Raw genomic sequence first — 16,253 nt, 5'->3', positions numbered from 1 at the left:
CCGCCCGGGCCTGCAGTCTGGTGATGATCCTCGCCCAGATCCCGGCCCGCTGCCACCGGCGAAACAGCGAGTACACCGCCTGCCAGGTGCCGTAGTGCTCCGGGACGTCGCGCCAGGGCGCCCCGACCCGGACCCGCCACCGGATCCCATCGATGAGCTGCCGCTTCGTCCACACAGACGGCCGACCCGATCGGACGGGCGCAGGCAGCAGTGGTTCCAGCCGCGCCCATTGCTCATCGCTCAGATCGAACCGCCGCGACACCACTAGAGTGGCCACGAGGTCTCCGGTACTGGTTGTTCTTGGTCGATCAACCCATCTACCGGAGACCTCACTTACTTAGCGATCCCGACACACCGGACTTCGAAACAGGACCTAGTCCTGGGCGGTTCGCCCCAGGGCGACGGCCTCGTGCACAACGCCGAGGAAGCGCTCGATGGTCGCCTGCTCCGCGGCGTCGAACCGGCCCATGACGGCGACGATCTCGTGGATGAGCGGGCCGAAGAAGCCCCATCCGAGCGCGACGGCGCTCTCGTCCACTTTCAGCAGCACCCGCCGACGGTCCCGGGTGTCGCGTTCCCGGCGTACGTGACCGAGTCTTTCCAGCCGGTCGACCACCGCCGTGGTACCCGCGGAGTTGAGGCCGAGACTCGCCCCCAGCGTTCCCGGGGTGGCGGGCGTGCCCGTACGGGCGGCGTCCAGCAGGCAGATGAGCGCGCGCACATCGGTCGGATGAAGATCGTGTCCGGCGGCGAACCTCTCTCCCATGCGGTCGAGTTCCACGGTGATGGCGCGCAGCAGATGGACCACCCGCATCCCGGCGTCCTGTTCGTACACGTCCCCGCCGCCCTCCCGACTTCTCGTCACCGCCCCAGTATGGCATTATCTCGCTCAACGAGATTATTGCCGAGCGAGACACTTATCGGGGTGGGCATGTCCGACGACGGGAACACGGCCTTCCTCTCCGCCTACGACACGGTCCTCGGGCGCTGGCCGGTCCGGGTCGAGTCGATCGACCTGCCGTCGGTGTACGGCACGACACGGGTGAACGCGTGCGGCCCCGCGGACGGCCCACCGCTGGTCCTGTTGCACGGCGGTGGCACCACGGCGGCGATGTGGTTCGCCAACGTCGCCGCGTTCGCGCACCGCCACCGGGTGTACGCCGTGGACCGCATCGGCGAGCCGGGACGGAGCATCCGAGGCCAACGTCCCCCTCGCGACGTCCGCGACCTGCTCGGCTGGCTGGACGGGGTACTCGACGGACTCGGGGTCGAGAACGCCGCGGTGTGCGGACACTCCTACGGCGCATGGATCGCCCTGACGTACGGTCTCCACGCGCCCCGGCGGGTCCGGCGGCTCGTCCTGCTCGATCCGACGCAGTGTTTCGGAGGGTTCCGGGCGGGATACCTGGCACGCGCGCTGCCGTCCCTCACGCGGCCGACGGCCTCGCGCGCGCGGGCGTTCCTGGCATGGGAGACCGGCGGCGCGCACGCCGACCCCGCCTGGCTGCGGCTCTACGGACTGGCCGCGGAGTTCCCGGACACGAGGATCGTGACCGGGAGGCGGCCCAAGCCCGGATCGCTGCGCGCGCTCACGACTCCGACCCTGATCCTCCTCGCCGGCGACGGCAGGGCGCACTTCCCGCACCGCGTCGCGTCCGCCGCCGCACGCCTGCTCCCCCACGCGGAGATCGCGGTACTGCCGGGCCTGTCCCACCACGCGATGCCGTGGCACGAGGCCGCCGACCTCAACACCCGCGTCGTCGACTTCCTCCACAGGACAGCGATGTGAGACCCCGAACGGCCCGAGACCGTACCTCCGCACCGTGGGACCCGGACGAGCCCCAGCCGGACGTCGGCGCCCCCGATGCCGCAGTGGTCGTCCTCACAACCAGGCCCTGACCGCGAAGAACAGGGAGACCACCAGGACGGCCGCCCCGACGATCAGGAACAGCGCGCCGTGAAGCACGCCACCGCCGCCCATCCCGTCCACACGGACACGCTGGGGCCGCTCGGGGTCGTAGACCACCATGACCTGCTGGCCCGGACGAACCGGCGACGGGTTGAAGCCCAGATCCGACTCGGTCTCCACCACGGAACCCTGCACCGTCTGGAACCGCAGGGTGGGGTAGTACACACCCCTGTGATGGCCGCCGGACCGGCGCAGTCTCACGACGACGCCCGGCACCCGCGCCCCGTGCCGCCGTAACCACCGTCCAACGGTGATGGTGCGGACGCTGGTCCCGATGAACACCGCTCCGAACACGATCCCGACCAATGGCATGATGCCTGTGTCCACTGCCTCCCCATCTCGTTCGAGGGCCGCCGTTCGCGATCCCGTTCGAGGGCCCGCACCGCCGAACCCGACCCGGTCGATCACCCGCCGGTGATCGCGTCAGCAGAAGGAGCGACGGGGTCGCGGCAGCTTGCCGGACGCCTCGTGGTCCTTGCGATTCCCCGGCATGAACCTGCCCCGGCGCATGACGCTCCTGCGTGACGGCCCGGTGTGATGTACGGCAGCAGGATTCCGGACCGCGATTGCAAGCGACTTGGATCTTGCTGCAGGACGCACGACCGTTCGCGGCGGCGGAACGCGCCACCTCGCCGAACGGCTCGCCGTACGGAGGTCCACGGCCGATCTCCGGTGCCCACGACGCTTCCGCACCGGCCCGTGACCCGGCATCCGGGTGGCGGTTGGGGAACCGTCCGCTGATCCGCCGCCGAACTACCGGATGAAGTCCAGGCAGCGGAACGGCTCGTCCCCGGGCGAGCTGTACGGCGAGAGGCGCGGAGCCGCTCCTCGGCCGACACCGGCCACTCGGATCCGATTCCATCGCAAGGCGAGCCGTCACCTGTGTTTTCGGGCCTGAGCCAGCAGTTCCTCCGCCTGTGCTCGGCTCGCCGCCACTCTTTCGATCTCACCGCGGCCGAGCATGCCCTCAAGTGCGGCACGCCCCTGCTCCCACCTCACCGGCTCTCCCTCTTTTCGATCTTGATCCGGACAACTGTCGCGGTCCGGACAAAGGATCACCTGATCGGCTCCCCGCCTCCGGCTTCAGGTGTCGGTGACTTTCGGGTGACGGGGTGAGGCATGGACGATCCAGACAGTGCGAGTGGCGTCATCGATGGCATAGCGGACGCGCCCGCCGCTGGTGACCTCGAATTCCCATTGCTCCAGGTCCTGGCCATTATGACGATGAGTCGCGAGGTCACCGCGTAGGCGATGTCGACGCTCGTGATCCGCTCGTGAGCGGAGATCGGCGCGCGGTGCCTCGAAACATCGGCGTGTGTTGCCCAGGGCGTGGCGGCACAGTTCCTCCCACCCCTTGACCGCATCACTGGCACCGAACCGGATGCCCCATTCGTCATCCGGAGGCGGGACCGTGACCCGGTCACCGCGTTTCGGGCTCACGCCGAAACCTCTACCGGCCCGTAGTCACCGCCTGTGGCCTTGCGAGCCTGGGCGTAATGGGCGGGATGGGCGGGATCGGCCTTGATCCGAGCGGTCGCCCGCCAGCCCGCGATGACCTCCTGTGTGGTGAGGTCGACATCCAGTTCCGCGGCGTCGGAGAGCGCCTCCACCAGTTCGAGGGTGAAGGCGCGCAGTTCGTCAAAGGTGAGGTGGCGAACCCAATCGTGCGTCGGTCTTCACTCACGAAGTTTGCGAAGTCGCTGCGCCAGATCGGGGATGTCCTCCAGCTCGCCCGTCGCCACGGCGATGACGAGCCTTTCGGCTTCGTCCACGTCCTGATACTCCAGGATCTCCCCGTTGTCCTCCAGAAAGGCGACGGACGCCGCCCAGGCGAGCCGCTTGTTACCGTCCACCAGAGGGTGCCCGATCAGAATGCTCTGCATCAGAGCCGCAGCCTTCTCCCACAGGTCCGGATAGGCGTCTTCGCCGAAGACGGTGGTCTGCGGGCGCAGCACGGCTGCGTGCAGTTGGCCGCCGTCGCGGAGAAGGACCTCGGGCAGCACCACCTCGGCCAAGGCGAGAAGGTCCGAGGTCGTCGGATAGAGCGTCATCGAGCGAGCCGCTCCAGCAACTCCCGGTCTCGCTCAGCGATCTTCCGGCCCATCGTCTGGTAGCGCTCTCGCCTCCGTCGGGCGATGTATTCCTCGATGGCCACCACCATCGTCGAGTTGACACTCTGCGCGTCATCCCCGGCGATCTGCTTGATCTGCTCGTACGTCTCATCCGGCAGCCGAAGCCGTGTCTCAGCCATACGACCGACGGTACCATTTTTTGGTACCACTTCTCGGTGACACAAGGATCCTCAAGCCCTGTTCCCGAGAAGTGGACACCGCTACCGGTCGGCAAGGCCGACATCATGAGCCGCACCGCTGTACACCCTCACCGAGTCGCAGGCGACAGCCGATACGACGGACGACCTCAGATCAACCATGACCGGACAGCAGACGACCCGTGTCCAGAAAGTTGAGCGCGAACCATACGGCGGAGCGCCGTGGAGCTACTCCTCGGTCGGCACCAGGCCCACCGGGCAGGCCACCCCGTCCTACCCAAACCGCAGTAACCGATACGCGTACAGGACACCAGACGCGTCCTCGATCTCGTGTTTAGAGCCGTTCGGGCAGGAGAGTGAATGCATCCACATGCCAGGGGCGTACGACGGTGAAATGACGGCGATCGAGTGTGGCCACCTCGGTCAAGCCAAGCCGCTCAGCTACTGCGACCACGGAGGCGTCGACAGCACCCAGCGGAAGGTTGGCGTACACCTCCACAAGCTCGCTCATCCGGTCCAGATCCTCGGTGGTGACCTGGACCAGAACCAACCCAGCCCGAAAGGAGCTGAGAAACGCCGCCTCCGCCTTGCTTCCTTGCCGTCTCTCTATGAGCTGACAGACTTCCGTAACGACCGTCGTGGGAACGAGAAGCGGACCGGAGTGGCTCCGCAGAAGCCTGGCGCAGAGGTCGTGATACCGGTCCCGGATGTTGACTGCTGCGACCAAAGGCCCTGAATCGATGACGATCACAAAGAGTGATTGTCCTCCGAGCGCAAGATCTCTTCAGAGCGTTCCGCGAAATCTGGCTCGGCCTCAAGCATCCCGATGAACGGCAGGTCACGGATGACCGGCCGCTCATCGAACTGGTCACGCACAAGGCGAAGCAGAGGGGCCACCTTCTCCTCGGGCAGGCAGTCCACCAGGTGGTGCAGTTCCTCACGCATCACGCTCATGCGTCGAGTGTAACCAGGCGGTGCCCGACACACGTGGTCTCACCGCGACGCGGACCGAACAACGGAGCGCCCCACATCCGAAGACCGGTACTCCTTGGAGAGCTACTCCTCGGTCGGCACCAGGCCCACCGGGCAGGCCACGCCCGTGCCGCCGATGCCGCAGTAGCCGTTGGGGACCTTGTACAGGTACTGCTGGTGATAGTCCTCGGCGTGGTAGTAGTCGCCCGCGGGGGCTATCTCCGTGGTGATCCTGCCGTAGCCCGCCTCGTCGAGCACCTTCTGGTAGGCGTCGCGGGAGGCCAGGGCGGACTTCTCCTGCTCGGGCGAGTGGTAGTAGATCGCCGAGCGGTACTGGGTGCCGACGTCGTTGCCCTGGCGCATGCCCTGGGTCGGGTCGTGGTTCTCCCAGAAGACGCGCAGCAGTTCCTCGTAGGAGACGCGGGACGGGTCGAAGATCACGCGGACGACCTCGGTGTGGCCGGTCTGGCCGGTGCACACCTCCTCGTAGGTCGGGTTGGGCGTGTAACCGCCCTCGTAGCCGACCGAGGTGGAGACCACGCCCGGGGTCTGCCAGAACTTGCGCTCGGCGCCCCAGAAACAGCCCAGGCCGAAGTCGGCGATCTCGGTTCCCTCGGGGTACGGCGGAGCCAGCGGGGCGTCGAGGACCGCGTGGCGTGCGGGCACCGCGATCGGGGTGGTACGGCCCGGCAGCGCGTTCTCCGGGACGACCATGGAAGTCTTGTCCTTGCCGAACAGCCAGCCCATGCTGCGAACCTCCTTCTGACACGTTCTCACCAGCTAGGAACCATCCTGGCCGCCCCCGTGTTCCCTTAAGCACACCTTAATCATCGGACAAGTATCACTAATTTGTGTTAAATCGCGTAAGCAGTAAAAATGGGGGACATGCCTGAATCACGACGTGGGATCCTCTACGGCATCGCCGCCTACGGCATGTGGGGGCTGTTTCCCCTGTACTGGCCGCTCCTGAAGCCCTCCGGAGCCCTGGAGATCCTCGCCCACCGCATGGTGTGGTCCCTCGCGGCCGTCGTCGTGATCCTGGCCGTGCGGCGCCACTGGTCGTGGTTCCGCGAACTGCTGCGCACCCCGAAGAAGCTCGCCCTCCTCGCCCTCGCCGCCGCGATCATCACGGTCAACTGGGGTGTCTACATCTACGCGGTCAACGCCGGACATGTGGTCGAGAGCGCGCTCGGTTACTTCATCAACCCGCTGGTGAGCGTGTTGTTCGGCGTCGTGCTGCTCAAGGAGCGCCTGCGGCCGTGGCAGTGGGGAGCCGTCGGGCTCGGCGCCGTAGCGGTCCTGCTGCTCGCCATCGACTACGGCAGGCCGCCGTGGATCGCGCTGACGCTGGCGGCCAGCTTCGGCACCTACGGCCTGGTCAAGAAGATCGCGCAGGTGGGGGCCGCGGAGAGCATGGCCGTCGAGACCCTGGTGCTGCTGCTTCCCGCGCTCGGCTACCTGGCCTTCCTGCAGGGGCAGGGGCAGAACACCTTCGGGACCGAGGGCCTGGGGCACGCCCTGCTGCTCGTCGGGGCGGGCGTCATCACCGCCATCCCGCTGCTGCTCTTCACGGCGTCGGCGCTGCGGGTGCCGCTCACCACGGTCGGGCTGCTGCAGTACATCGCCCCGGTTCTGCAGTTCCTCGTCGGCATCCTCGTGGTGCACGAGGTCATGCCGGCCAGCCGCTGGGTCGGGTTCGCGATCGTCTGGCTGGCCCTGTCGGTCTTCACCTGGGACGGTCTCCGTACGGCCCGGCGCTCCCGCCGCGCCGTACGCGAGAGCGTCACGGCTCAGCCCGCGGGGATGACGAGCCGCTGAGGAGCACTGAGGAGCACTGAGGAGCCGGGCCGGCTGGCACAGCCCACCCATCCACAAAAGACGAAAAATCCAGAAAAGTCGGGTTGGCCGGAAAGCCGCTGGAAAGCCCGCAGCGGGGCCGTACGCCCCGATGGGCGGATCAGCCCGAGCGCTCGATGACGTAGTCACACAGGGCGAGATAGGCGGCTCTGGCGGGTATGTCCGGAAGGCCGGAGAGATCCTTGCGTGCCCGATCGATCCAGGAGACCAGTTCCGCGCGGGCCCGCTCCATGGCCGGGTGCGCGCGCAGCAGGCGCAGGGCCTCCTCGACGTCCTCCTCGGCCACCGGCCCGGCCAGCAGCTCACGCAGGCGGGCGTCCTCCGGCGACTCCGAGGCCAGGACGTACAGCATCGGCAGGGTGTGAACGCCCTCACGCAGGTCGGTTCCCGGCGTCTTGCCCGACTCGGCGGACTCGGAGGCCACGTCCAGCAGGTCGTCACCGAGCTGCCAGCCGATTCCGATCGCCTCACAGGCCCTGGTCAGCCGGTCGACGACCTCCGGAGCGGCGCCGCTCAACAGGCCGCCGAACCGGCCGGAGGTGGCGATCAGGGACCCGGTCTTGTCGGCCAGCACCTCGATGTAGTGGGCGATGGGGTCTTCGCCCTCGCGGGGGCCGATGGTCTCGCGGATCTGCCCGCGCACCAGCCGGGAGAACGTCTGCGCCTGGATGCGGATGACCTCGGGGCCGAGATCGGCGAGGATCTCCGAGGCCTGGGCGAACAGATAGTCGCCGGTCAGGATGGCCACGGTGTTGTCCCAGCGGGCGTTGGCCGACGGTGACCCCCTGCGCACCGGGGCCTCGTCCATCACGTCGTCGTGGTACAGCGTGGCCAGATGGGTCAGCTCGATGACCACGGCTCCGGGAACCACCCCCGAAGCCCCGGATGAGCCGAACTGGGCCGCCAGCAGCACGAGCATCGCCCGGAACCGCTTGCCGCCCGCCTCGATGAGATGCCGGGACGCCTCCGTGACGAAGGAGTCCCGGCTCTCGACCGAGGACCGCAGCAGCTTCTCGACCTCCGCCAGTCCGTCGGCGAGGTCCTGCGCCAACCGCTCGTCGACGAACGGGAGATCAACAACGGGTGGCGCAGCCATGAAGCACTACTCCTCTAACGAATGAACAACGCGGACGCAGCCTGGTCCGCCAGAGTCAGCACCGGCTGCGGGAAGACCCCCAGCACTACGGTAGCCGCTGCCGCCAGAGCGACCACAGCCGAGGTGCCGACGCTGGGCGTCGCGATGCTCGGGCCGTCCGCCGCGGGCTCGTTGAAGAACATCAGCACGATCACGCGGACGTAGAAGAACGCCGCGATCGCCGAGCTCACCACACCCACGATGACCAGCGGCAGCACCCCGCCGCCGACCGCCGCGGTGAACACCGCGTACTTCCCGAAGAAACCGCTCGTCAGCGGGATGCCCGCGAAGGCCAGCAGGAAGAAGGCGAAGATGCCCGCCAGCATCGGGGACCGCTTGCCCAGACCCGCCCACCGGGACAGGTGCCCGGCCTCGCCGCCCGCGTCGCGGACCATGGTGACGACCGCGAAGGCGCCGACCGTGGTGAAGCCGTAGGCCGCCATGTAGAACAGGACCGCCGACAGCGCCTGGGAGTTCTGCTCCGCGGCGCCGGTGGCGATCACGCCGGTGAGCATGAAGCCCGCGTGCGCGATGGAGGAGTAGGCGAGCATGCGCTTGATGTCGGTCTGGGTGATCGCCAGGATCGCACCGACGATCATCGTCAGGATCGCCACGCCCCACATGACCGGGCGCCAGTCCCAGTCGAGGTTGCCCAGCGCCACCCAGAAGACGCGCAGCAGCGCGCCGAAGGCGGCGACCAGCACGGTCGAGGCCATCAGCGCGGTGACCGCGGTCGGCGCGCCCTGGTAGACGTCGGGCTTCCACGCCTGGAACGGCACGGCGCCGATCTTGAACAGCAGGCCGACGCCGAGCAGCGCGATGCCGACGAGCAGCAGGGTCTGCTGGCCGGAGACGCTGCCGAGCGACTCGCTGATGGCCCTCAGGTCGACCGACCCGGCGTAGCCGTACACCAGGGCCGTGCCGTAGAGGAAGAAGGCCGAGGAGAAGGCGCCGAGCAGGAAGTACTTGACCGAGGCCTCCTGCGAGAGCAGGCGGCGACGGCGGGCCAGGCCGCACAGCAGGTACAGCGGCAGGGACATGACCTCAAGGCCGACGAACATGGCCAGCAGGTCGTTGGCCGCGGGGAAGAGCAGCATGCCGCCGACCGCGAACAGCAGCAGCGGGTAGACCTCGGTCTGGGCGAATCCGCTGCGGACCGCCTCCTCCTCGTCCACGCTGCCCGGTACGGCCGCCGCCTGCGCGACGAACTGGTCGTCGTCGTTGATCAGCAGCGCGCTGACGAAGGCCAGGATGAGGATGATGCCCCAGATGAACAGCGCGGGACCGTCGACCGCGACCGCGCCCATGGCGGCGGCCCGCTCCGGCAGGCCGTTGAGGGCCGTCAGGATGGTCGTGACGAACGCGCCGACCAGCGCCAGCAGCGTGAGCGGCATCTGGATCGACTTGCGCAGGTAGCGAGGCGCGAACGCCTCGACCAGCACACCGACGAGCGCCGCGCCGAACACGATCAGCATCGGGGACAGCAGCGCGTACTCGATCGTCGGGCTGGTGATGGTGGTGCCGTTCACTGCCCGGCCCCCTTCTTCTCAGCGACGGCCGGAGTGATGTGGACGTTGGAGATGTGGACGTTGGACAGCGTGTGGTCCACCGCCGGGTTGATCATGTCGAGCGCCGGCTTGGGGAAGAACCCAAGAGCGATGATCATGACGATCAGCGGGCCGACCACCCACCGTTCCCTGGCGTCGAGGTCGGGCAGGCCCTTGACCTTCTCCGCCGTCGGGCCGTTCATCGTGCGCTGGTACATCCACAGGATGTAGATCGAGGCCAGGATCACACCGGTGGTCGCGATGACCGTCGGGACGACGTAGCGCTCGTAGCTGCCGAGCAGGACCATGAACTCGCTGACGAAGGTCGACAGACCCGGCAGCGAAAGGCCGGAGAGCCCGGCGATCAGGAAGGTGCCCGCCAGCACGGGGGCGACCTTCTGCACGCCTCCGTAGTCGGCGATCTGGCTGGAACCGCGGCGGTAGATCAGGAACCCGGTGATCAGGAACAGCGCACCGGTCGAGAAGCCGTGGTTGACCATGTAGAGCGTGGCGCCGGCGCCCGCGTTCGTGGTCATCGCGAACACGCCGAGGGCGATGAAGCCGAAGTGCGAGATCGAGGTGTAGGCGATCAGGCGCTTCATGTCGGTCTGGCCGATGGCCACGATCGCGCCGTAGATGATGCCGATCACCGAGAGCGTGATCACCAGCGGCGTGAAGAACTTGGCCGCGTCGGGGAACAGCTCAAGGCAGAAGCGGAGCATGCCGTAGGTGCCGACCTTGTCCAGCACACCGACCAGCAGTACGGCCGCGCCGGCCGGGGCCTGCGCGGCGGCGTCGGGCAGCCAGGTGTGGAAGGGCCACAGCGGCGCCTTGACCGCGAAGGCGATGAAGAAGCCGAGGAAGAGCCACTTCTGCGTGGTCGGGTCCTGGATGACCCCGACCAGCTCGGGGAACATGAAGGTGCCCTTCTCGGCGATCACGTAGAGCGCGATCACCGCGACCAGCATGAGCAGGCCGCCGAAGAGCGAGTAGAGCAGGAACTTCACGGCCGCGTAGGACCGCTGGGCGCCGCCGTACGACCCGATCATGAAGTACATCGGGATCAGCATGGCTTCGAAGAAGACGTAGAAGAGGAAGACGTCGGTCGCCGCGAAGACGCCGATCATCATCGCTTCCAGCACCAGCAGCAGCGCGAAGTAGGTCTTCACGGACCGCTTGGGCGGGGCCGCGGCCCCGGTGCCGTCCGCGTCGTGCCAGGAGGCCAGGATCACGATCGGCACCAGGATGACCGACAGCGCGATCAGCACCAGGGCGATGCCGTCGACGCCGACGCCGTAGTGCACGCCGAAGGCCGGGATCCAGTTGTAGACCTCGGCGAACTGGAAGCGGGTCTCCTTCGCGGCGCCCAGGGCCGGGTCGAACCTGAACGCCATCACGGCGGTCAGGACCAGCACGACCAGCGAGACCACGAGGGCCACCTGCTTGGCGAGCTTGTCACTCTTGACAAGGGAGACACCCACCGCGCCCACAACGGGCACGGCTATCAGGGTCGAGAGCCAGGGCATCACATGTTCCCTACGTAGAGCAGCGCGCCAACGACCACGGCGGCACCGAAGAGGATGGACAGCGCGTACGACCGTACGTAGCCGGTCTGCACGCGGCGCAGCCGCCCGGAGGTGCCGCCGATCGCCGCGGCCAGCCCGTTGACCAGGCCGTCGATGCCTCGGTTGTCGAAGAACACCGCGAGCCGGGTCAGCCACTGGCCGGGGCGCATGAGCAGCGCCTCGTTGAGGGCGTCGCCGTACAGGTCACGGCGGGCGAAGGTGGTGAGGAACGAGCCGCGCGGGGCGACCCGGGGCACCTCGGCGGCGCCGTACCTGAACCAGGCGAAGGCGGCGCCGACGGCGACCAGCGCGAGCGTGGCCAGGCCGGGGACGCTGAAGGGGTGGAAGCTGGGCAGCTCCTCCGGCAGGCCGACGGCCGGGCCGAGGAAGAGCATGAACCGGTTGCCCAGGACCAGGAAACCGCCCAGGAAGATCGACCCGATCGACAGGATGATCAGCGGAACCGTCATGACGGCGGGCGACTCGTGCGGGTGGGCGTCCTCCTCCCAGCGCCGCTTGCCGAAGAAGGTCATGAAGACCATCCGCGACATGTAGAAGCCGGTGATGCCCGCGCCGACGACGGCGAGCCAGCCGAGGATCTGGTTGTGCTCCATGGCGGTCTCGATGATGCCGTCCTTGGTGAAGTAACCGGACAGCAGCGGGAAACCGATGATCGCCAGGTAGCCGATCATGAAGGTGATCGCGGTGATCTTCATCACCGAGAACAGCCCACCGTACTTGCGCATGTTGACCTCGTCGTTCATGCCGTGCATGACCGAACCGGCGCCGAGGAACATGTTGGCCTTGAAGAAGCCGTGGGTGATCAGGTGCGCGATGGCGAAGGTGTAGCCGACCGGGCCGAGGCCCGCGCCGAGCATCATGTAGCCGATCTGCGACATCGTCGAGCCGGCCAGGCCCTTCTTGATGTCGTCCTTGGCGCAACCGATGATCGCACCGGCGAGCAGCGTGGCCACACCGACGATCGTCACGACGAGCTGCGCGGTCGGGGCGGCCTCGAAGAACGCGCCGGAGCGGACGACGAGGTAGACACCGGCGGTGACCATGGTCGCGGCGTGGATGAGGGCCGAGACCGGGGTCGGGCCCTCCATCGCGTCCAGCAGCCAGGACTGCAGCGGCAGCTGGGCGGACTTGCCGCACGCGCCCAGGAGCAGCAGCAGGCCGATGGCGGTGAGCGTGCCCTCCGAGGCGCCGCCCGCCGCGCCGAAGGCCTCCTTGAAGGTGACCGAGCCGAACGTGGTCCAGATCGTGAAGATCGCGATCAGGAGGCCGAAGTCACCGACCCGGTTGACGATGAAGGCCTTCTTCGCCGCCACCGCGGCCGAGGGCTTGAACTGCCAGAAGCCGATCAGCAGGTAGGACGCCAGACCGACGCCCTCCCAGCCGATGAACAGCCCGACGTAGTTGTCGGAGAGCACCAGCAGCAGCATGGCCGCGACGAACAGGTTCAGGTAGGAGAAGAACCTGCGACGGTCGGGGTCGTGCGACATGTAGCCGATCGAGTAGATGTGGATCAGCGAACCCACACCGGTGATCAGCAGGGCGAAGCTGATCGACAGCGGGTCGATCAGCAGGCCCATGTTCGCGACGCCGGGGATGAACTGGTAGAGCTCGACCGCCATCCGGCGCTTGTCCTCCGGCTGACCGAGCAGCTCGACGAAGGACAGCACCGCGACGACGAACGCGGCCAGCGACATGGCGACGCCGAGCAGGTGCCCCCAGCGGTCGGTACGGCGGCCGCCGAGCAACAGGATCGCGGCGCCGATCAGCGGCAGCGCGATCATCAGCCAGGAGACCCCGACCACCCCACCGGAGTGCGGGACGATCTCAGCGAGAGATTGCACCTGCCACCTCTTAGTACTTCAGCAGGTTCGCGTCGTCGACCGACGCGGACCTGCGGGTTCGGAAGATCATCACGATGATGGCCAGACCGATCACGACCTCTGCCGCGGCCACGACCATCACGAAGAACGCGATGATCTGGCCGTCCAGGTTGCCGTGCTGTCTGGCGAAGGTGACGAACGCGAGGTTGCAGGCGTTGAGCATGAGCTCGATGCACATGAACACCACGATCGCGTTGCGTCGTGTCAGGACACCGATGCCGCCGATCGCGAACAGCAGTGCGGAGAGCACCAGATAGTGGGTGGTCACTTGCCGTCCTCCTGGTGGGCTTCCCGTACGGCCTCGCCCGTCGCGGTCTCGTCCGTGACGGTTTCGTCCTCGGTGCCGGCTTGGGAGGAGTCCTGAGCGACGTTGTCCTCGACGACGGCCCGCGCGTCCGCGTGGGAGTCGTCCGGGGTCACGTCCTGCTCCGCCAGCCGCTCCTCGACGAGGATCTGCTTGACGATCGCCGCCCGCCGGGGGTCGGTCGGCGTGACGCCGTCCTCCTCCTCGTGCCTGGCGAGCACCCGGTTGATCGACTTGGTCGCGATCGTGCCGTCGGGCAGCAGGGCGGGCATGTCGATGGCGTTGTGCAGGGCGTAGGTGCCGGGGCCGGGCAGCGGCGAGGGCTGCGGACCGCTGAAGCGGGCGCGGGCCAGGTCACGCTGGGTGGCCTTGGGCCGTACGCGCTCGCGGTGGGCCAGGACCATCGCGCCGAGCGCCGCCGTGATCAGCAGCGCCGAGGTGACCTCGAAGGCGAAGACGTACCTGGTGAAGATCAGCTGGGCCAGGCTGGGCACGTTGCCGCCCGCCTGCTTGACCGCGTTCTCCAGGCCCTTGGCCGGGCCGATCAGCGTGTTGCCGACCGCGAGCGCGAGCAGGGCCGCGAAGCCCAGGCCCGCGACGGCCGCCCAGAACCGCTGTCCCTTGATCGTCTCGACCAGTGAGTCCGCCGAGTCCACGCCGACGAGCATCAGCACGAACAGGAAGAGCATCATGACCGCGCCGGTGTAGACGATGATCTGCACCGCGGCCAGGAAGGGCGCGTCCTGGACGGCGTAGAGGACCGCCAGGGAGAGCATGACCATGCCCAGCATCAGGGCCGAGTAGACCGCCTTGCGGCTGAAGACGAGGCCGAGGGCCGCGCCGACGGAGACCACCGCCAGCACCCAGAACGTGATGGTCTCACCCATTGTTTCGTCCCAGCCGGTAGTAGTCCTCTTCGGTCTCGCCGAGACGCATGGCGTGGGGCGGGGCCTCCATGCCGGGACCGAGCGGCGCCAGCAGCATCTCCTTGGTGTAGATGAGGCTCTCGCGGCTCGAATCGGCGAGCTCGTACTCGTTGGTCATGGTCAGCGCCCGGGTCGGGCAGGCCTCGATGCACAGGCCACACAGGATGCACCGCAGATAGTTGATCTGGTAGGTGCGCCCGTAGCGCTCGCCCGGCGAGAAGCGCTGCTCGTCGGTGTTGTCCGCTCCCTCGACGAAGATCGCGTCGGCCGGACAGGCCCAGGCGCACAGCTCGCACCCGACGCACTTCTCCAGGCCGTCGGGCCAGCGGTTGAGCTGGTGACGGCCGTGGAAACGCGGAGCCGTCGGCCGCTTCTCCTCGGGGTAGTTGACCGTTTCGACCTTCTTGAACATCGTGTGGAAGGTCACGCCGAACCCCTTGACGGAGTTCAGCCAATCAGTTGCTCCCACTGGGAACCTCCTTGCGCGCTACCCCGTGGTAGTGCGGCAGGTCGAGCGGCGGCACTGGGAAGCCACCCGCGGCCGGTTCTGCGTCGAGCTGCGCGAACTCCGCCTCGACCTGGGCCGCCTTGGCGTCTCTGCGCTTCTGCAGCACGTTGTCGAAGCGCCACCACAGCGCGAAGCACCCGACCAGCACGAGGCCGGCCAGGATCAGGATCAGCTGCCTGTTGACGCCCGGGATCTGGAAGGCCTTCATGGTCGCCACCAGGAGGATCCAGCCGAGGTTGACCGGGATGAGGACCTTCCATCCGAGGGCCATCAGCTGGTCGTAGCGGACTCGCGGCAGCGAGGCGCGGCACCAGATGAAGAACGAGAAGACGAGCACCATCTTGAGGAAGAACCACAGCAGCGGCCACCAGCCGGTGTTGGCCCCCTCCCACATGGAGATCGGGAACGGCGCCCGCCACCCGCCCATGAACAGGGTGATCGACACCGCGGAGACCACGAAGACGTTGACGTACTCGGCGAGCATGATGACCGCGAACTTCAGCGAGTTGGAGTACTCGGTCTGGAAGCCGCCGACCAGCTCGCCCTCACCCTCGGGCAGGTCGAAGGGGACCCGGTTGGTCTCACCCAGCATCGTGATGACGTAGATGAGGAAGGAGGGGATGAGCAGGACCATGTACCACGAGGGCAGCTGCAGGGTCAGCCCGCCGAGCGTGACCTCCCTGCCTCCGGCCTGCGAGGCGACGATCTCGGAGGTGGACAGCGTCCCGGCGTACAGGAAGACGCCGACGAACGACAGGCCCATCGCGATCTCGTAGGAGACCACCTGGGCGCTGGCCCGCAGGCCACCCAGGATCGTGTACGGCGAGCGCGAGCCCCAACCGGCCAGGACGATGCCGTAGACGCCGATGGAGGCCATCGCCAGCACCAGCAGCACCGCGACCGGCAGGTCGGTGAGCTGCAGCGGGGTCTTGACGCCGAACATCGAGACGATCGGCCCCATCGGGATGACCGAGAAGGCGAGGAAGGCCGGGACCGCCAGGACGACCGGGGCGATGAAGTAGATCACCTTGTCCACGGTCCTGGGCATGAGGTCTTCCTTGAGACCCATCTTCAGACCGTCGGCGACCGACTGCAGAAGGCCGAACTTACCGGCCCTGTTGGGGCCGTAGCGGTTCTGCATACGGGAGATGAGCTTGCGCTCGAACCACACGCCGAACAGCACGCCCAGCATCAGGACGACGAAGATGACGACGGCCTTGATGATGCTGATCCAGAGCGGGTCGTGGCCGAAGTCCGCAAGGGACGGATCGCCCGCAACCGCGAGCAAGTGCGTATTCAT

The 16,253-nt window shown here is 67.5% G+C and carries 20 protein-coding genes; 2 read left to right on the top strand and 18 right to left on the bottom strand.

Annotated features, from left to right (window positions below; translation table 11 throughout):
- Both ABZ463_RS21010 and ABZ463_RS21005 read right to left on the bottom strand, forming a co-directional pair.
- A partial coding sequence (locus ABZ463_RS21010; protein WP_362778095.1) for a transposase occupies window positions 1-262 on the bottom strand: 262 nt, incomplete at its 3' end.
- Between the two features lie 111 nt (window positions 263-373).
- Window positions 374-865: a MarR family transcriptional regulator gene (locus ABZ463_RS21005; protein WP_352010897.1), complete on the bottom strand. Its 492-nt coding sequence runs from the start codon at window positions 863-865 to the stop codon at window positions 374-376.
- A 66-nt stretch (window positions 866-931) separates the two neighbouring features.
- On the opposite strand from ABZ463_RS21005, the gene ABZ463_RS21000 reads away from it, so the two are divergent.
- Window positions 932-1,789: an alpha/beta hydrolase gene (locus ABZ463_RS21000; RefSeq protein ID WP_362778089.1), complete on the top strand. Its 858-nt coding sequence runs from the start codon at window positions 932-934 to the stop codon at window positions 1,787-1,789.
- Between the two features lie 93 nt (window positions 1,790-1,882).
- Here ABZ463_RS21000 and ABZ463_RS20995 read toward each other — a convergent pair whose 3' ends face one another.
- From ABZ463_RS20995 to msrA, 8 genes are all read right to left on the bottom strand, one after another.
- Complete coding sequence (locus ABZ463_RS20995) at window positions 1,883-2,281, bottom strand: DUF3592 domain-containing protein (protein WP_362778086.1); 399 nt, start codon at window positions 2,279-2,281, stop codon at window positions 1,883-1,885.
- A gap of 771 nt (window positions 2,282-3,052) precedes the next feature.
- On the bottom strand, window positions 3,053-3,409 hold the full coding sequence (locus ABZ463_RS20990; protein ID WP_362778084.1) for a hypothetical protein: 357 nt from the start codon (window positions 3,407-3,409) through the stop codon (window positions 3,053-3,055).
- Complete coding sequence (locus tag ABZ463_RS20985) at window positions 3,406-3,579, bottom strand: hypothetical protein (protein WP_352010901.1); 174 nt, start codon at window positions 3,577-3,579, stop codon at window positions 3,406-3,408. Before ABZ463_RS20985 ends, ABZ463_RS20990 begins: the two co-directional genes overlap by 4 nt.
- 66 nt (window positions 3,580-3,645) lie before the next feature.
- Window positions 3,646-4,020 (bottom strand): type II toxin-antitoxin system death-on-curing family toxin, encoded by a 375-nt coding sequence (locus ABZ463_RS20980; RefSeq protein ID WP_352010902.1) that lies wholly within the window; start codon window positions 4,018-4,020, stop codon window positions 3,646-3,648.
- Window positions 4,017-4,220 (bottom strand): Arc family DNA-binding protein, encoded by a 204-nt coding sequence (locus ABZ463_RS20975; protein WP_362778081.1) that lies wholly within the window; start codon window positions 4,218-4,220, stop codon window positions 4,017-4,019. The genes ABZ463_RS20980 and ABZ463_RS20975 overlap by 4 nt, the downstream gene beginning before the upstream one ends.
- A 352-nt stretch (window positions 4,221-4,572) precedes the next feature.
- Window positions 4,573-4,989, bottom strand: coding sequence for a PIN domain-containing protein (locus ABZ463_RS20970; RefSeq protein WP_362778079.1), 417 nt, complete (start codon window positions 4,987-4,989; stop codon window positions 4,573-4,575).
- The gene (locus ABZ463_RS20965; RefSeq protein ID WP_352010905.1) at window positions 4,986-5,192 is read right to left on the bottom strand and encodes a hypothetical protein; all 207 of its coding nucleotides are present in this window, start codon (window positions 5,190-5,192) and stop codon (window positions 4,986-4,988) included. Before ABZ463_RS20965 ends, ABZ463_RS20970 begins: the two co-directional genes overlap by 4 nt.
- 102 nt (window positions 5,193-5,294) lie before the next feature.
- The gene (gene msrA, locus ABZ463_RS20960; RefSeq protein WP_362778074.1) at window positions 5,295-5,957 is read right to left on the bottom strand and encodes a peptide-methionine (S)-S-oxide reductase MsrA; all 663 of its coding nucleotides are present in this window, start codon (window positions 5,955-5,957) and stop codon (window positions 5,295-5,297) included.
- A gap of 138 nt (window positions 5,958-6,095) precedes the next feature.
- Between msrA and rarD the strand changes: the two genes are divergently transcribed.
- On the top strand, window positions 6,096-7,028 hold the full coding sequence (rarD, locus tag ABZ463_RS20955; RefSeq protein ID WP_362778072.1) for an EamA family transporter RarD: 933 nt from the start codon (window positions 6,096-6,098) through the stop codon (window positions 7,026-7,028).
- A gap of 139 nt (window positions 7,029-7,167) precedes the next feature.
- On the opposite strand, the gene ABZ463_RS20950 is transcribed toward rarD, so the two are convergent.
- The 8 genes from ABZ463_RS20950 to nuoH form a co-directional block, all read right to left on the bottom strand.
- The gene (locus ABZ463_RS20950; RefSeq protein ID WP_352010908.1) at window positions 7,168-8,163 is read right to left on the bottom strand and encodes a polyprenyl synthetase family protein; all 996 of its coding nucleotides are present in this window, start codon (window positions 8,161-8,163) and stop codon (window positions 7,168-7,170) included.
- A gap of 14 nt (window positions 8,164-8,177) precedes the next feature.
- Window positions 8,178-9,731, bottom strand: a complete 1,554-nt coding sequence (gene nuoN, locus ABZ463_RS20945) for an NADH-quinone oxidoreductase subunit NuoN (RefSeq protein ID WP_352010909.1) — start codon at window positions 9,729-9,731, stop codon at window positions 8,178-8,180.
- On the bottom strand, window positions 9,728-11,275 hold the full coding sequence (locus ABZ463_RS20940) for an NADH-quinone oxidoreductase subunit M (RefSeq protein ID WP_362778068.1): 1,548 nt from the start codon (window positions 11,273-11,275) through the stop codon (window positions 9,728-9,730). Before ABZ463_RS20940 ends, nuoN begins: the two co-directional genes overlap by 4 nt.
- The gene (nuoL, locus tag ABZ463_RS20935) at window positions 11,275-13,116 is read right to left on the bottom strand and encodes an NADH-quinone oxidoreductase subunit L (protein ID WP_352011278.1); all 1,842 of its coding nucleotides are present in this window, start codon (window positions 13,114-13,116) and stop codon (window positions 11,275-11,277) included. The genes ABZ463_RS20940 and nuoL overlap by 1 nt, the downstream gene beginning before the upstream one ends.
- Before the next feature lie 70 nt (window positions 13,117-13,186).
- Window positions 13,187-13,483 carry an NADH-quinone oxidoreductase subunit NuoK gene (gene nuoK, locus ABZ463_RS20930; RefSeq protein ID WP_352010911.1) on the bottom strand — a complete coding sequence of 99 codons (297 nt, stop codon included), beginning with the start codon at window positions 13,481-13,483 and terminating at the stop codon, window positions 13,187-13,189.
- A complete protein-coding gene (locus ABZ463_RS20925) occupies window positions 13,480-14,406 on the bottom strand; it encodes an NADH-quinone oxidoreductase subunit J (protein WP_362778064.1) in 927 nt (308 codons plus the stop codon). Before ABZ463_RS20925 ends, nuoK begins: the two co-directional genes overlap by 4 nt.
- A complete protein-coding gene (gene nuoI, locus ABZ463_RS20920) occupies window positions 14,399-14,914 on the bottom strand; it encodes an NADH-quinone oxidoreductase subunit NuoI (RefSeq protein ID WP_271216307.1) in 516 nt (171 codons plus the stop codon). Before nuoI ends, ABZ463_RS20925 begins: the two co-directional genes overlap by 8 nt.
- The gene (gene nuoH / locus ABZ463_RS20915) at window positions 14,901-16,253 is read right to left on the bottom strand and encodes an NADH-quinone oxidoreductase subunit NuoH (RefSeq protein WP_352010913.1); all 1,353 of its coding nucleotides are present in this window, start codon (window positions 16,251-16,253) and stop codon (window positions 14,901-14,903) included. The genes nuoI and nuoH overlap by 14 nt, the downstream gene beginning before the upstream one ends.

This window comes from Streptosporangium sp. NPDC020145, from assembly GCF_040631275.1.
In the GTDB taxonomy this organism is placed as follows: Bacteria; Actinomycetota; Actinomycetes; order Streptosporangiales; family Streptosporangiaceae; genus Streptosporangium.
The sequence above is the reverse complement of the archived record's forward strand: the minus strand, read 5'-3'. Positions and strand labels throughout refer to the sequence as shown.

What these genes read in the sequence shown, in the direction of transcription:
- ABZ463_RS21000 (WP_362778089.1), top strand. Translation starts at nt 932, where the DNA reads ATGTCCGACGACGGGAACACGGCCTTCCTCTCCGCCTACGACACGGTC.
- ABZ463_RS20995 (WP_362778086.1), bottom strand. Translation starts at nt 2,281, where the DNA reads ATGCCATTGGTCGGGATCGTGTTCGGAGCGGTGTTCATCGGGACCAGC.
- ABZ463_RS20980 (WP_352010902.1), bottom strand. Translation starts at nt 4,020, where the DNA reads ATGACGCTCTATCCGACGACCTCGGACCTTCTCGCCTTGGCCGAGGTG.
- ABZ463_RS20975 (WP_362778081.1), bottom strand. Translation starts at nt 4,220, where the DNA reads ATGGCTGAGACACGGCTTCGGCTGCCGGATGAGACGTACGAGCAGATC.
- ABZ463_RS20965 (WP_352010905.1), bottom strand. Translation starts at nt 5,192, where the DNA reads ATGAGCGTGATGCGTGAGGAACTGCACCACCTGGTGGACTGCCTGCCC.
- msrA (WP_362778074.1), bottom strand. Translation starts at nt 5,957, where the DNA reads ATGGGCTGGCTGTTCGGCAAGGACAAGACTTCCATGGTCGTCCCGGAG.
- rarD (WP_362778072.1), top strand. Translation starts at nt 6,096, where the DNA reads ATGCCTGAATCACGACGTGGGATCCTCTACGGCATCGCCGCCTACGGC.
- ABZ463_RS20950 (WP_352010908.1), bottom strand. Translation starts at nt 8,163, where the DNA reads ATGGCTGCGCCACCCGTTGTTGATCTCCCGTTCGTCGACGAGCGGTTG.
- ABZ463_RS20940 (WP_362778068.1), bottom strand. Translation starts at nt 11,275, where the DNA reads ATGCCCTGGCTCTCGACCCTGATAGCCGTGCCCGTTGTGGGCGCGGTG.
- nuoL (WP_352011278.1), bottom strand. Translation starts at nt 13,116, where the DNA reads ATGATCGCGCTGCCGCTGATCGGCGCCGCGATCCTGTTGCTCGGCGGC.
- ABZ463_RS20925 (WP_362778064.1), bottom strand. Translation starts at nt 14,406, where the DNA reads ATGGGTGAGACCATCACGTTCTGGGTGCTGGCGGTGGTCTCCGTCGGC.
- nuoH (WP_352010913.1), bottom strand. Translation starts at nt 16,253, where the DNA reads ATGAATACGCACTTGCTCGCGGTTGCGGGCGATCCGTCCCTTGCGGAC.